The 13,282-nt window shown below is 70.2% G+C and carries 11 protein-coding genes and 1 pseudogene; 4 read left to right on the forward strand and 8 right to left on the reverse strand.

Going from position 1 to position 13,282, the window contains the following annotated elements; translation table 11 throughout:
* Positions 1-65: 65 nt before the first annotated feature.
* The gene (locus ABZU76_RS34450; RefSeq protein ID WP_354877089.1) at positions 66-1,145 is read left to right on the forward strand and encodes an LLM class flavin-dependent oxidoreductase; all 1,080 of its coding nucleotides are present in this window, start codon (positions 66-68) and stop codon (positions 1,143-1,145) included.
* Here the strand turns inward: ABZU76_RS34450 and glgC are convergent.
* The 4 genes from glgC to ABZU76_RS34470 all read right to left on the reverse strand — a co-directional run bounded on the left by glgC (position 1,142) and on the right by ABZU76_RS34470 (position 5,075).
* The gene (glgC, locus tag ABZU76_RS34455) at positions 1,142-2,359 is read right to left on the reverse strand and encodes a glucose-1-phosphate adenylyltransferase (RefSeq protein ID WP_354877092.1); all 1,218 of its coding nucleotides are present in this window, start codon (positions 2,357-2,359) and stop codon (positions 1,142-1,144) included. The two genes, ABZU76_RS34450 and glgC, sit on opposite strands and share 4 nt — an antisense overlap.
* Positions 2,356-3,513: a glycogen synthase gene (gene glgA, locus ABZU76_RS34460; RefSeq protein WP_354877095.1), complete on the reverse strand. Its 1,158-nt coding sequence runs from the start codon at positions 3,511-3,513 to the stop codon at positions 2,356-2,358. Before glgA ends, glgC begins: the two co-directional genes overlap by 4 nt.
* Positions 3,514-3,583: 70 nt before the next feature.
* Complete coding sequence (locus tag ABZU76_RS34465) at positions 3,584-4,228, reverse strand: hypothetical protein (RefSeq protein ID WP_354877098.1); 645 nt, start codon at positions 4,226-4,228, stop codon at positions 3,584-3,586.
* A 61-nt stretch (positions 4,229-4,289) separates the two neighbouring features.
* Positions 4,290-5,075 carry a putative protein N(5)-glutamine methyltransferase gene (locus ABZU76_RS34470; RefSeq protein ID WP_354877377.1) on the reverse strand — a complete coding sequence of 262 codons (786 nt, stop codon included), beginning with the start codon at positions 5,073-5,075 and terminating at the stop codon, positions 4,290-4,292.
* A 180-nt stretch (positions 5,076-5,255) separates the two neighbouring features.
* On the opposite strand from ABZU76_RS34470, the gene ABZU76_RS34475 reads away from it, so the two are divergent.
* A complete protein-coding gene (locus tag ABZU76_RS34475) occupies positions 5,256-6,107 on the forward strand; it encodes a sigma-70 family RNA polymerase sigma factor (RefSeq protein ID WP_354877101.1) in 852 nt (283 codons plus the stop codon).
* Between the two features lie 201 nt (positions 6,108-6,308).
* The gene (locus tag ABZU76_RS34480) at positions 6,309-7,115 is read left to right on the forward strand and encodes a PaaX family transcriptional regulator C-terminal domain-containing protein (protein WP_255638814.1); all 807 of its coding nucleotides are present in this window, start codon (positions 6,309-6,311) and stop codon (positions 7,113-7,115) included.
* A gap of 1 nt (position 7,116) precedes the next feature.
* On the opposite strand, the gene fdxA is transcribed toward ABZU76_RS34480, so the two are convergent.
* The 4 genes and pseudogenes from fdxA to boxC form a co-directional block, all read right to left on the reverse strand.
* Positions 7,117-7,458, reverse strand: a complete 342-nt coding sequence (gene fdxA / locus ABZU76_RS34485; RefSeq protein ID WP_354877104.1) for a ferredoxin — start codon at positions 7,456-7,458, stop codon at positions 7,117-7,119.
* A 21-nt stretch (positions 7,459-7,479) separates the two neighbouring features.
* A pseudogene (locus ABZU76_RS34490) lies at positions 7,480-8,486 on the reverse strand (NAD(P)/FAD-dependent oxidoreductase).
* 22 nt (positions 8,487-8,508) lie between these two features.
* Positions 8,509-9,930, reverse strand: a complete 1,422-nt coding sequence (gene boxB, locus ABZU76_RS34495) for a benzoyl-CoA 2,3-epoxidase subunit BoxB (protein ID WP_354877107.1) — start codon at positions 9,928-9,930, stop codon at positions 8,509-8,511.
* 2 nt (positions 9,931-9,932) lie between these two features.
* Positions 9,933-11,642, reverse strand: coding sequence for a 2,3-epoxybenzoyl-CoA dihydrolase (gene boxC, locus ABZU76_RS34500; RefSeq protein WP_354877110.1), 1,710 nt, complete (start codon positions 11,640-11,642; stop codon positions 9,933-9,935).
* Positions 11,643-11,888: 246 nt separating this feature from the next.
* Here boxC and ABZU76_RS34505 point away from each other — a divergent pair, with 246 nt between their 5' ends.
* A complete protein-coding gene (locus ABZU76_RS34505) occupies positions 11,889-13,277 on the forward strand; it encodes a hypothetical protein (RefSeq protein WP_354877113.1) in 1,389 nt (462 codons plus the stop codon).
* Positions 13,278-13,282: the final 5 nt, after the last annotated feature.

Genomic DNA, 13,282 nt, shown 5'->3' on the forward strand with positions numbered 1-13,282 from the left:
GACGGAATACCCGCCTCCCGCTCCCGGTTCAGTTGATGCATCAACTTCGGGAGCGGGAGGCGGTCATGCAGTTCGGGATCTTCACGGTGGGCGACGTGGCTCGCGACCCCGTGTCGGGGCGGACGCCCAGCGAGCACGAGCGGCTCAAGCGGATGGTCGAGACCGCCGTGCGCGCGGAACAGGCCGGGCTCGACGTGTTCGCGATGGGTGAGCACCACAACCCGCCGTTCGTGCCCTCGTCGCCCACGACCGTGCTCGGGTTCATCGCCGCGCAGACCAGCCGCATCCTGCTCTCGACCTCCACGACGCTCATCACCACCAACGACCCGGTGAAGCTCGCCGAGGACTACGCGATGCTCCAGCACCTCGCCGACGGCCGTGTCGACCTCATGATGGGCCGCGGCAACACCGGGCCCGTCTACCCGTGGTTCGGCAAGGACATCCGCGACGGGATCGCGCTCGCGGTGGAGAACTACGCCCTGCTACGCCGGCTCTGGCGCGAGGAGCTGGTGGACTGGGAAGGCAAGTTCCGCACCCCGCTGCAAGGCTTCACCTCCACCCCGCGCCCGCTCGACGGCGTGCCGCCGTTCGTCTGGCACGGCTCCATCCGCAGCCCGCAGATCGCCGAACAGGCCGCCTACTACGGCGACGGTTTCTTCCACAACAACATCTTCTGGCCCGCCGACCACACGCGGCGGATGATCGAGCTCTACCGCGCCCGCTTCGAGCACTACGGCCACGGCACGGCCGCCGACGCCATCGTCGGACTCGGCGGGCAGACCTTCATGCGCCCGAACTCCCAAGACGCGATCCGCGAGTTCCGCCCGTACTTCGACCACTCCCCCATCTACGGCGGCGGCCCGTCGCTCGAGGACACGATGGACCAGACCCCGCTGTCGGTCGGCAGCCCGCAGCAGGTCATCGAGCGCACCCTCGCGTTCCGCGACTACGCCGGCGACTACCAGCGCCAGCTCTTCGCCGTCGACGGCATGGGCCTGCCGCACAAGGCGGTGCTGGAGCAGATCGACATCCTCGGCGAGCAAGTGGTTCCGGTGCTGCGCGCGGAGTTCGCCAAGAATCGCCCGGCGAACGTCCCGGACGCCCCGACGCACCAGTCCCTGGTGGCCGCGGCGCGCCGGAGCTAGATCGCCGATTCTCCCTTGCCCAGCACCACGATTCCGCCCGAGCTCACGTGGTAGTGCTCGCGGTCGCGGGCCAGGTCGACGCCGATGTGGGCGCCCGGCGGGACGACCACGTTCTTGTCGAGGATCGCCCGGCGCACCACGGCGCCGCGGCCCACACGGGCGCCGTCCAGGATCACCGAGCCCTGGACGACCGCGCCGTTTTCGACGACGACGTCCGGCGAGAGCACGGAGTCCACGACCTGCGCGCCGGAGATGATGCAGCCGTTGCTGATGATCGACTGCCCGGCGCTGCCGCCCTCCACGAACTTCGCCGCGGCGCGCTGGCCCGGGTGCGAGAGGATCGGCCACTTGCGGTTGTAGAGGTTGAAGATCGGGTACGTCGAGATCAGGTCGGTGTGGGCGTCGTAGTAGCTGTCGATGGTCCCGACATCGCGCCAGTACCCGTGGTCGCGCTCGCTCTCGCCGGGGACGACGTTGCCGCTGAAGTTGTAGACGGCCGCCTGGCCCTTGTCCACGAGCGCGGGGATGATGTCGCGGCCCATGTCGTGTTTGGACCCGACGTTCCTCGAGTCCGCGTGCAGCGCGTCGAGCATCACCTGCGTGGTGAACACGTAGTTGCCCATCGACACGTACGCCTCGTCGGGCGAGTCCGGGAGACCGGGCGGGTCCGCGGGCTTCTCCAGGAACGCGTCGATCTTCGTGCCGTCGCCGGTCTGGATCACGCCGAACGCGCTCGCCTCCGCGCGCGGCACGCGGATGCCCGCCACGGTCACCCCGGCGCCCGACGCGATGTGCTCGTCGATCATCTGGCGCGGGTCCATGCGGTAGATGTTGTCGGCGCCGAACACGGCGATGTAGGCGGGCGATTCGTCGTAGACCAGGTTGAGGCTCTGGTGGATCGCGTCGGCGCTGCCCTGGAACCACCGCGGGCCCAGCCGCTGCTGCGCGGGCACCGGCGTCACATACTCGCCGGTCAGCGACGAGAGCCGCCACGTGGTGGAGATGTGGCGGTCGAGCGAGTGCGACTTGTACTGCGTGAGCACGCAGATCCGCCGGATTCCGCCGTGGACGAGGTTCGAGAGCACGAAGTCGATCAGGCGGTGCACCCCGCCGAAGGGCACCGCGGGTTTGGCCCGGTCGGCCGTGAGCGGCATGAGCCGCTTGCCTTCGCCACCGGCCAGCACGATCCCCAGGACATCCGATCCGTCGATCACGAAACCCTCCCGCACGCCTCGTAGATCGCGACCGTCCTCGCGGCGATCGCCGCCCAGCCGAACTCTCCCACGGCGCGGTCGCGACCGGCCAGACCCAGCGCGGCGGCGCGGGCGGGATCCGCGACCAGCTCGTTGATCCGCCGCGCCAGCCCCGCTTCGAACGCCGCGGTGTCGTTCTCGTCGTAGTGCACGAGCAGTCCCGTCGCGCCGTCGTCGACGACCTCGGGGATCCCGCCGACGTCACTGGCCACCACCGCCGTGCCGCACGCCATCGCCTCGAGGTTCACGATGCCCAGCGGCTCGTACACCGACGGGCAGACGAACACCGTCGCGTGCGTCAGCAGCTGCACGACCTCGGGACGCGGCAGCATCTCGGGGATCCAGTGCACGCCGGTGCGCTTCTCCTGCAGCTCGGCGACGAGGCCGCGGAACTCGGCGTCGAGCTCCGGGGTGTCGGCGCCGCCTGCGCAGAGCACCAGCTGCACGTCCTCGGCGAGCTCGGAGCCGGCGCGCACGAGGTGCGGCACGCCCTTTTGCCGCGTGATGCGCCCGACGAACAGCGCGTACGGCCGATCCGGGTCGATGCCGTGCTTGGCCAGCACATCACGGCCGGGGTCGGGCCGGTAGAGCGTGGTGTCGATCCCGTTGTGCACCACGTGCACCCGCGCGGGGTCGACCGCCGGGTACGCGGTGAGCACGTCTTCGCGCATGCCCGCGCTCACGGCGATGATCGCGTCGGCCGCCTCGTACGCGTCCTTCTCGATCCACGACGACACGCGGTAGCCGCCGCCGAGCTGCTCGGCCTTCCACGGGCGCAGCGGTTCGAGCGAGTGCGCGGTGATCACGTGCGGCATGCCGTGGGCGAGCTTCGCGAGGTGGCCGCCGAGGTTCGCGTACCAGGTGTGGCTGTGGGCCAGGTCGTGCCCGGCCAGCGCGTCGGCCATCGACACGGCGATGTCCATGGTCGCGAACGCGGTCTGGGAGTAGCCGTGGAGGTCGCGGTGGCCGTGGGCGCCGTCGTCTCGGTCCGGTCCCCAGCAGTGCACGTCCAGATCGACCAGCGACCGCAGTTCGCGCGCGAGGAACTCGACGTGCACCCCCGCTCCGCCATAGACGTCCGGCGGGTACTCCCGGGTGAGCAGGCCGACCTTCATGCCCCGACCCTAAACGGCACGGGCCGGGAAGTGCAGTACGGGGAAGCGACCAATCCGTGTCGTGATCGACTCACCGAGCTCTCGTCCCGGTGACCGGACCGACGCGTTCGACGGCGGGCAGCCGCAGCCCGTGGTGGGCCAGTTCGCGGGCGGCGAGTTCGGCGACGACGTCGGGATCGCGTTCGCGCCAGCCCGTGGTGAGGTCGCCGGCCCGGACCTTGCGCGGCAGGGGCCGCGTGACGAGCGCGCGCAGGGCTAGCAGGTCGAGTCCTTCGGCGCCCTGGCGGCGCAGCCGGACCGCGGCCGTCGCGCCGCGCGTGAAGCGCCACCGCAGCGGCAGCCACGAGACCAGCAGGAACACCAGCGGCACGGAAACGACCAGCACCGCGAGCCACCACGCGAGGTCCTCGACGGCCGTGATCTGCCAACGGCCCGCGTCGGCGAGTTCGGTGCCCGCGGCCGAGCCGGAGTGCAGCGCGTCGGCGAGCGGGTGGCCGATCAACGGCACCTGGCCGGCCTTGTCGGCGGCCGCGTCGAACGTGGCGCGCAGCCCCGAACCCGCGTCGACGAGCCCGTCGCCCGGCGCGCGCAGGCGCATGACCTCGTCGTACACGCGCACGGCCAGCCACAGCGCGAACGCGAGCAGCCCGACCGCGAACACGTCGCTGAGCACCTGCGCGGTGCGGCGGACCGGGCGGTCGGCGTAGACCTTCATCGGGGCCCCTCACTCTCACGGCCCCGGCCAACTACCCGGGCCGCCGCTCGGCGAACCACGATTACTCCTTGTGCAGCAACGGCTTCCGCTCGCCGACGACCACCGTCGCCCCGAGGTCTTCCGACTCCTCGACCCACGCGCGCAGCCCCACCCGCCCCAACGCCGCGACGGCCGACTCCGCCTGCCGCTCGCTCGTCTCGAACAGCACACGGCCACCGGGCGCCAGCCACTGCGGCGCCTCCGCGACCACGCGCCGCAGCACGTCGAGCCCGTCGGCTCCCCCGTCCAGCGCCACGAGCGGCTCGTGCTCCCGCGCCTCCGGCGGCAGCAGTTCGACCTCGCCACTCGGCACGTACGGCACGTTCGAAATCAGCACCTCGACCCGGCCCCGCAACCGCTCGGGTACGGGTTCGAACAGGTCACCTTCGTAAACCTCACCGTCGATGTTCGAACGCGCACACCGCACCGCTACCGGATCGACATCCGCTGCGTGGAGTTCCACACCGGGTACCTCGGCCGCCACCGTCGCTCCGAGCGCGCCGGACCCGCAGCACAGGTCGAGCACCACCCCGCCCGGCCGCGCGAACCCCGCCGCCAGCCGCACGAGCAGCTCCGTGCGGTGCCGCGGCACGAACACGCCCTCGGCCACCGTGAACCGCCGCCCGGCGAACTCCGCCCAGCCGACCACGTACTCCAGCGGCTCCCCCTCAACGCGCCGCCGCACCAACGTCTCCAGCGCCGCGGCGTCCCCCGCCGCCGCCTCGCCGAGCACGCGCGCCTCCTCCTCGGCGAACACACAACCCGCCGCCCTCAACCGCGCGACCACCGACTCGACATCCCCGGCCACAGACAATCAAAAGCCTTTCCACCGCACGAAGAACCCGACCGGGCCGCTCCCCACCCCGATCCGAAACCTCCACCCTAGTGACCCTCGTCCGTTCGGCGTGCCGTCCCCGCGCCGCCGACCGCCCGGTCACGTCTGTCCTCCCCCGGACGTCAACCTGACGACCACCCCACCCGGAGGAGGATGTCGACCGTGAACGAGCTGGCCGAGCAGTTCGAAACCCATCGCACCCACCTCAGGGCGGTCGCCTATCGCATGCTCGGCTCCCTGGCCGAAGCCGACGACGCCGTCCAAGAGGCCTGGCTGCGGCTCAGCCGTGCCGACTCCGCCGCCGTGACCAATCTCGGCGGCTGGCTCACCACGGTCGTCAGCCGGGTCTGCCTCGACGTGCTGCGCGCCCGGCAGTCCCGCCGCGAGGAGCCCGCCGGCGAGCAGCTTCCGGACGGCGCCGACACCACCGACCCCGAAACCGAGGCCGTGATGGCCGACTCGGTCGGCCTGGCGCTGCTCGTCGTCCTCGACACGCTCTCACCAGCCGAGCGCCTGGCGTTCGTGCTGCACGACATCTTCGGCCTGTCGTTCGACGAGGTCGCCCCGATCGTCGACCGCACCCCGGCCGCCGCGCGCCAGCTCGCGAGCCGGGCCCGCCGCCGCGTCCGCGGCACTCCGGCCGGGGCCGAAGCGGACCTGGCCCGCAAGCGTGAGGTCGTCCACGCTTTCCTCGCGGCTTCGCGCGGCGGCGACTTCGCCGCGCTCGTGGCCCTGCTCGATCCGGACGCCGTGCTGCGCGCCGACGGCGACGTCGCCAAGCTCGTGCGCGGGGCCGAGAACATCGCCGCGGGGGCCGGCCGGTTCGCCGACCGCGCCGCCGTCTCGCGGCCCGCACTCGTCGGCGGCCGGCCGGGCATCATCGCGGCGCCGCTGGGCCGGCTGCGGGTGGCGATGGCGTTCACGATCGAGGGCGGCGTGATCACCGAGGTCGACATCGTCACCGAGCCGGAGCGGCTGGCGGAACTGGAAATCTCGATGCTCTGAACTGAGCCGCGATCAATACGAAAACGTCCGGGGAAGTTCAGGCAGGAAGCCTTGCGAGGAGAGCAACCGTTCTCCCCCGGGTCACGCACTCGAGCACCGTCAACCGGGTAATCTGACCAGACGCTTGTACCAGTTTTTCTCCCGGAAGGCGGTGATCCGCAGGTGGCGGCCACCCGGCCCACCGTCACGCGGCGGCGCGAACTGGCGCACACCAGTGCGCGGTCGCTGCTCATGACAGTGCTCGGCGAGTACGTGCTGCCTCGCCAGGAGCCGGTCTGGACGTCGTCGCTGGTCGATGCCCTCGCGTTGTTCAAGGTCGAGGAGAAGTCCGCCCGCCAGGCGCTCGCCCGCGCTTCCGGCGAGGGCTGGCTGAAGTCCGAGCGAGCGGGCCGGCGCGTGCGCTGGCTGCTGACCCCGCCGGGACGCCGCCTGCTGAGCGAAGGCGCCGAGCGGATCTACGGCTTCGGCCGGCAGACCGGCGAGTGGGACCGCAGGTGGCTGGTGCTGCTCGTGTCGGTGCCCGAATCCCAGCGCGACCTGCGCCACCGCATGCGCACCCGGCTGAGCTGGGCGGGCTTCGGCTCGCCCGCGCCAGGCGTGTGGATCAGCCCGAACGTCGGCGCGGAACCCGAGGCCGCCCGGCTCGTCGCGGAGCTCACCGACGGCGGACAGGCCATGTCGTTCGTCGCGAGCTACGCCGAGATCGGCGACGAACAGCAGATGGTCGCCCGTGCCTGGGACCTGCGCGAGCTCGAACACCACTACGAGCGCTTCATCGACGAGTTCACCGGCCTCGCGCCACGCTCGGGCGAGGCGGTGCTCCTCGCGCAGACCCGCCTGGTGCACGAGTGGCGCCGCTTCCCGTTCCTCGACCCGGACCTGCCGCGCAACCTCCTACCCGACCGCTGGAGCGGCACGCAGGCGGCCGAGCTGTTCCACACCCGCCACGCCGAATGGCGCGACGAGGCCCAGCAGCACTGGGACTCCTTCGTCGAGAACGGCGGCTAGCTCAGGCGCGCAGGTCGTACTCCGCGACCAGCGCCGTGTCCGCGCCGGCCGGGCCGAACGACATCGCGCCGCCGGGCTGGCCGATGGGCGCGTCGCGGCCGGGCAGGGCCTCGGTGAAGAAGCGGCGGTTGTCCTCGGCGAAGGCGGCGTACTCGTCGGGTACGTGCCGGTCCTGCGAGATCGCCTCGACCGGGCAGGCGGGTTCGCAGTTGCCGCAGTCGATGCACTCGAACGGGTTGATGTAGAGCTTGCGCTCGCCTTCGTAGATGCAGTCGACGGGGCACTCCTCCATGCACGAGCGGTCGGTGATGTCGATGCACGGTTCGGCGATGACGTACGGCATGTTCTTCTCTCCCAACGGTTTTCAGACGCGAGCGGGGGCGGGCTCGTCGGTGGAGTGGCCGGGGAACACCGGCGCGGCCGGGTCGAGGTGGTGCGCGGCGTTGTTCACGGCCGTCGCGGCTTCGCCGAAGCCGACGGCGATGAGCCGCACTTTGCCGGGGTAGTCGTTGATGTCGCCCGCGGCGAAGATGCCGGGGACGGAGGTGGTCATGGCCGCGTCGACCGGGATGTGGCGCCGGTTCTCGACGTCGATGCCCCACCGCAGCAGCGGCCCGAGGTTGGCGGTGAACCCCAGTGCGGCGATGATCCGCCCGCACCGCAGCGTCCGCGCGCCTTCACCGCTCTTGAGCTCGACACCGGCGACTTCCGGCCCGCCGAGCACCCGCGAGACTTCCGCGTTGACGACCAACTCCACGCCGAGCTCCCGCACCGCCGCGACGGTCGCCGGATGTGCGCGAAAGGTTTCGCGCCGGTGCACGAGCTTCACGGACTTCGCGACCGGGTGCAGCGCGAGCGCCCAGTCGAACGCCGAGTCGCCGCCGCCGACGATCACCACGTCGGTGCCGGCGTAGTCGTCGAGGTGGCGCACGAAGTAGGCCAGGCCGTTGCCCTCGAACGCGGCCGCCGGGACGAGCGGACGCGGGGTGAAGGTGCCGATGCCGCCGGTCACGATCACCGCGCGCGCCTCGATCCGCGTGCCGAGGTGCGTGGTCACGGCGAACGTGCCCGGGCCGCGCTCCAGCACGTCGGCGCGGTGGCCGAGCAGGTACCGCGGCCCGAACGGCGCGGTCTGCTCCAGCAGGCGCTCGACCAGGTCGCGCCCGCGGACGGACGGGAAACCGGCGACGTCGAAGATCTGCTTCTCCGGGTACATCGCGGTGATCTGCCCGCCCGGCTCGGGCAGCGAGTCGACGACGGCGACCGACAGGCCGCGGAAGCCGGCATAGTAGGCGCGTAGAGGCCGGTGGGTCCGGCGCCGACCACGAGCACGTCGGCGCTGACAACCGGCGGAGTGTCCGGAGTGGACATTCTGCGCTCCTCGGTGGGTGCCTCAGGGAAGGTGGACGTACTCGTACTCGAACGGCTGACCGTTGATCCCGTTGCCCGGCGGCGCGACCCAGCTCGCGATCTTCCCGCGCTCGTACACGGGGTGCATGAGCGAGCGGACGAAAGCGAGGTCCTCGGCCGTCGGCAGCCAGTTGCGGCGGTTGGCTTCCCACGTGGCCTCGTCGACGATGGTGCCGTCGGGCGTGATGTGGTGGCCGGCGTTGAGGCCGACCTGGCGGTTGAACCCCGGGTGCGGCAAGGCGAAACGGAAGTCGATGCCCGCGTCGGCGACGATCTTGTTCCAGCGGTTGAGGCCGTTTCGGCAGTCGGCGATGTACTCGCCGCGCAGGTCGAGGTTGAGCGCGAGCAGCGTCTGCACTTCTTCGGTGTCCCACGTGCCGTCGGCGCGCGGGCGGTCGAGGAACGTGCTGTCTCCGGTGAGCTGGTGGTCGTCCTTGCGGCGCGTCTCGTGCCAGCGGCCCTTGAGGCCGGCGGTGTAGTAGTTCGCCGCGTTGGTAGACGTTTCACTGCCGAACAGGTCGAGCGAGACGGTGTAGTGGAAGTTGAGGTAGCGCTGGATGATGTCGAGCGGGATGCCGCCGGCCGACGCGATGTCGAGCGTGTCGTGCTCGCGGATCAGCTCGGCGCTGCGGGTCACCACACGGTCGATGCCGGTGGTGCCGACGAACATGTGATGCGCTTCCTCCTTCAGCATGAACTCGCAGGTGCGCGAGAGCGGGTCGAAGGAAGATTCCTTGAGCGTGCCGAGCTGGTACTTGCCGTCGCGGTCGGTGAAGTAGGTGAACATGTAGAACGCGAGCCAGTCGGCGGTTTCCTCGTTGAACGCGCCGAGGATGCGCGGCGTGTCGGGGCTGCCGGAGTTGCGGAAGAGCAGGCCCTCGGCTTCCTCCCGGCCTTCGCGGCCGAAGTAGGCGTGCAGCAGGTAGACCATCGCCCAGAGGTGGCGGCCTTCTTCGACGTTGACCTGGAACAGGTTCCGCAGGTCGTACAGGCTGGGCGCGGTGAGGCCCAGCAGCCGCTGCTGCTCGACCGACGCCGGTTCCGTGTCGCCCTGGATCACGATCAGGCGTTGCAGATCCGCGCGATACTCCCCCGGAACCTGCTGCCACACCTCGTTTCCCGCGTGCTCACCGAACGCGATGCGCCGGTCGCGGTCGCGCTCGGCGAGGAAGATGCCCCAGCGGTAGTCCGGGACGTTGACGTGCCCGAAATGGGCCCAGCCCTCGCGGCCCACGCTCACCGCGGTGCGCAGGTACACGCCCTGCGTCTCCAGGGTCGGGCCCATCTCGCCCCACCAGTTGAGGAACTTCGGCTGCCAGCCCTCCAGCGCGCGCTGCAGCCGGCGGTCGTCGGCGAGGCCGACGTTGTTGGGGATCTTGCCGGAGTAGTCGATCTTCTCGGGCACGGTCAGACTCGCTTCCGATCGAAGGTCGCCTTCTGGCCCGTGCCGTAGCGGCGCAGCGCGCCTTCGGGGCCCGCGGCGTTCGGGCGGGTGAAGATCCAGTTCTGCCACGCGGTGAGGCGGCCGAAGATCTTCGTCTCCAGCGTTTCGGGGCCGACGAACCGGTGGTTCGCCTCCATGCCCGTGAGGGAGTCGGGACTCAGCGCGGCGCGGCCTTCCACGACGATGCGGATCTCGTCTTCCCAGTCGAGGTCGTCGGGGGCGTCGGTGACGAGGCCGAGCTCGACGGCCTCCTGGGGCGTCAGGGCGCGGCCCTGCTCCTTGTGGAGCCAGTCGAGGTGGTCTTGTTCGCCGTAGAAGCGGGATTCCAGGCGGGAGAGGCCGTTGCCCATCGGGAAGGTGCCGAAGTTGGCTTCCGACAAGGTGATCGCGGCGCGTTCTTCGGAGTCTTCGTCGTCGAGGGGCGGGCCGTCCAGAATGTACTGCCGGTCGGCGGCCAGCGCGAGCTCCAGCAGCACGCCGGCGAAGCAGCTGCCCGGCTCGATGAGCGCGATGAGGCTGCGGCTGGTGACGTCGAGACGCTTGAGGACGCGCTTGGTGTAGTGGCGGATTTCGTTGCACAGCCAGTCTTCGCCGGCTCGACCGAGGACGGCGCGCTCGTGGGCCAAGACCTTTTCGGCGTCGCCGCTCGTGCGCAGGAGCCAGGTGCCGAGGCTCGATTCGTTGGTGCGCAGGCGGAGGATGAGGTCGTCGAGATCGCGGGTGACGGCCAGCAGCCAGTTCTCGGCGCCCTGCTCGTGGATCTCCTGGGTGGTCGCGGGCGCTGCTGCTTCAGGTCCGTGCACGGTGATCTCGACGGTGCCGGCCGGGCGGTCGAACACAGCGGTGACGTGCGGGTAGGTCAGGCCCGACTCCGTCGCGCTGCGGTCGAGCGGCGTCAGTTCGATGCCGTGGGCGTCGGCAGGCCGTGTGCTGGTCTCGGCAAGCTCCAGTGCTCGCTTTTCGACCGTCCGGAGGAAATCTCGGCGCGGAGCCAGCTCGTCGACGAGCTTCCAGTCGACGGCCGTCTTCCCCTTCACACCGTCACTTCGCGTGGCGAACACGTCGGCGCGGTCCTTGCGCACGCCGCGCTTGTCGACCACCCGCGTGAGCCCGCCCGTGCCGGGCAGCACGCCCAGCAGCGGCACCTCGGGCAACGCGACAGTCGACGAATTGTCGTCGATGAGGATGATTTTGTCACAAGCCAGCGCGAGCTCGTACCCGCCGCCCGCGCACGCCCCGTTCACAGCCGCGAGGTACGTCTGGCCGGAGTTCTCGGTCGCGTCCTCCATGCCGTTGCGCGTCTCGTTGGTGAACTTGCAGAAGTTCACCTTCCACGCGTGCTCCGACGCCGCCAGCATCCGGATGTTCGCGCCGGCACAGAACACACCGTCCTTGCCGCTCGTCACCACGACCGTCCGGACCCCCGGGTGCTCGAAGCGAAGTCGTTGCGTGGCGTCGTAAAGCTCGATGTCAACACCGAGGTCGTAGGAGTTCAGCTTGAGCTCGTAGCCGGGCACCAGTCCCCCGTCTTCGGCCACGTCGAGCTCCAGCCACGCCACGGGCCCGTCGGCGCGCAGCCGCCAATGCCGGTACCCCTCGGGGCGCCGATCGAAACTCACGCCCTCTTCCGCCGCAGGCACCTCCACCTCGCCACCCTGCGCGACAACCGTCATGGCGAACGCCTCCTCACTCGGGGTCGGTGGGCATAGTTTCTACATCACACACCATGTTCGTCAAGCTTCTGTAGAACATCTCGCGTTGAGTGACGCTGCTCCGTCCGGGCAAATCCCCTGGCCCGCCCCTCCCCGGCGGCGCTACTTTCTCCCTTGATCGCAGTCGCAACTGCGCAACCACGCCGGCCCGGCAAGCGTGCGTCCTGGGACGCCCACGGACGGCCTTGTTTCCAGGGGGAAACCTTCTTGATCCTCAGATCCCCGCGCGGGGTCTTCCGGCTGCTCGCCGGACTGACCGCCGCGCTGACCCTCAGCGCCCTCATCACGCCCACGGCCTCGGCCGACCCTGCGAAGCTGGTGATCACGGCTTCCGTCGACGAGGGCGTGCACCTGGTCGGAAAGCCGTTCCCGATCACGGTGACGGTGCACAACGCTTCGTCTGACCCGCTGACAGCAATCACCCTCTACACCGACCAGATGGTGGGCTCCTACGCGTCAGTGAACAGCTGGGGCGACTTCGGCTACCCCGGCACAACACTCGCCGCGGGCGAGACCCGAGCCGTCGCGGTCACCGCGACCGTCTACAGCTGGGGCGGCGCTTCGCCGGAGTTCGACATCACCAGCAACAGCATCGATTCGTGGGATGTGCAGTCCGCGCACCTGAGCGTGCCGTTCGTCGACCCGACCACCACCACGGGCTCCGTACACGGTGTCGTTTACGGCGACGGCAACGGCAACGGCACGTTCGACCCGGGTGAGGGGCTCGCCGCAGCACCGGTGAGGATTTACGGCGACACCACGCTCGACACCGTGACGGGCGATGATGGCAGCTTCACCTTCGCCGACCTGCCCGCGCGCTACTACCAACTGTTCTCGACGACACTGCCCGACGGCTGGCTGCTCGCCGACCCCAACGGCGGCATCGACGTCACCGGCGGCGACCAGAACGTCGAGCTGCGCGCGGTACGGCCCCTGTCGGACCAGCTCACGGCGAGCGCGTCGGTGGATCGCGACGCCTATGCACCTGGCGACCAGGCGCAGGTGACCTTCACGCTGACCAATACCGGATCCCAGCCGTTGTCCGGGATCAGCGGGAACTGTGACCGCATCGGCGGCAGCCAGTACCAGCTCACGGGTTGGCAATCGTGGACCGACCTCGTGTATCCGGCCTCGCTGACGTTCGCACCCGGTGAGACCCGGACCTTCACCGAGACCGGCACCGTTCCGCCTCTCGCGGACCAGTACGGCGGGTTCGCCGTCGACTGCGACTTCGGTCCCGAACTCGGAAACCCCGACAGCAACCCGGAAGTTCGGCTATGGGCGCGAGTACCGGGTGCACCGGGCACCACCAGCGGCTGGATCTACCACGACGACAACACGAACTCCACCCACGATCCCGGCGAAGCGATCGCGGACACCGCCGTGAGCCTGGTGGACATCCTGTCGGGCCAGACCACCGCGACGGGGACCACCGACGCCGACGGCCACGTCTCGTTCGGGTCCGTGCCCGCCGGCCGCTACTTCCTGAAGGTGGCTGACGGCTGGGTTCCGGCCGACGCGGGCAGCTTCCAGGTCCAGGCCGGAACGTGCCAGAGCTGCGGCTGGGAGTGGTCCCAGATCTTCACCCGCGGCTGAGGTCT

The sequence above is a fragment of the Amycolatopsis sp. NPDC005232 genome, assembly GCF_040607795.1.
Classification (GTDB): Bacteria; Actinomycetota; Actinomycetes; order Mycobacteriales; family Pseudonocardiaceae; genus Amycolatopsis.

Coding starts and splice junctions, on each gene's coding strand:
- fdxA (WP_354877104.1), bottom strand. CDS start 7,458: ATGCCGTACGTCATCGCCGAACCGTGCATCGACATCACCGACCGCTCG.
- glgA (WP_354877095.1), bottom strand. CDS start 3,513: ATGAAGGTCGGCCTGCTCACCCGGGAGTACCCGCCGGACGTCTATGGC.
- ABZU76_RS34465 (WP_354877098.1), bottom strand. CDS start 4,228: ATGAAGGTCTACGCCGACCGCCCGGTCCGCCGCACCGCGCAGGTGCTC.
- boxC (WP_354877110.1), bottom strand. CDS start 11,642: ATGACGGTTGTCGCGCAGGGTGGCGAGGTGGAGGTGCCTGCGGCGGAA.
- ABZU76_RS34450 (WP_354877089.1), top strand. CDS start 66: ATGCAGTTCGGGATCTTCACGGTGGGCGACGTGGCTCGCGACCCCGTG.
- ABZU76_RS34475 (WP_354877101.1), top strand. CDS start 5,256: ATGTCGACCGTGAACGAGCTGGCCGAGCAGTTCGAAACCCATCGCACC.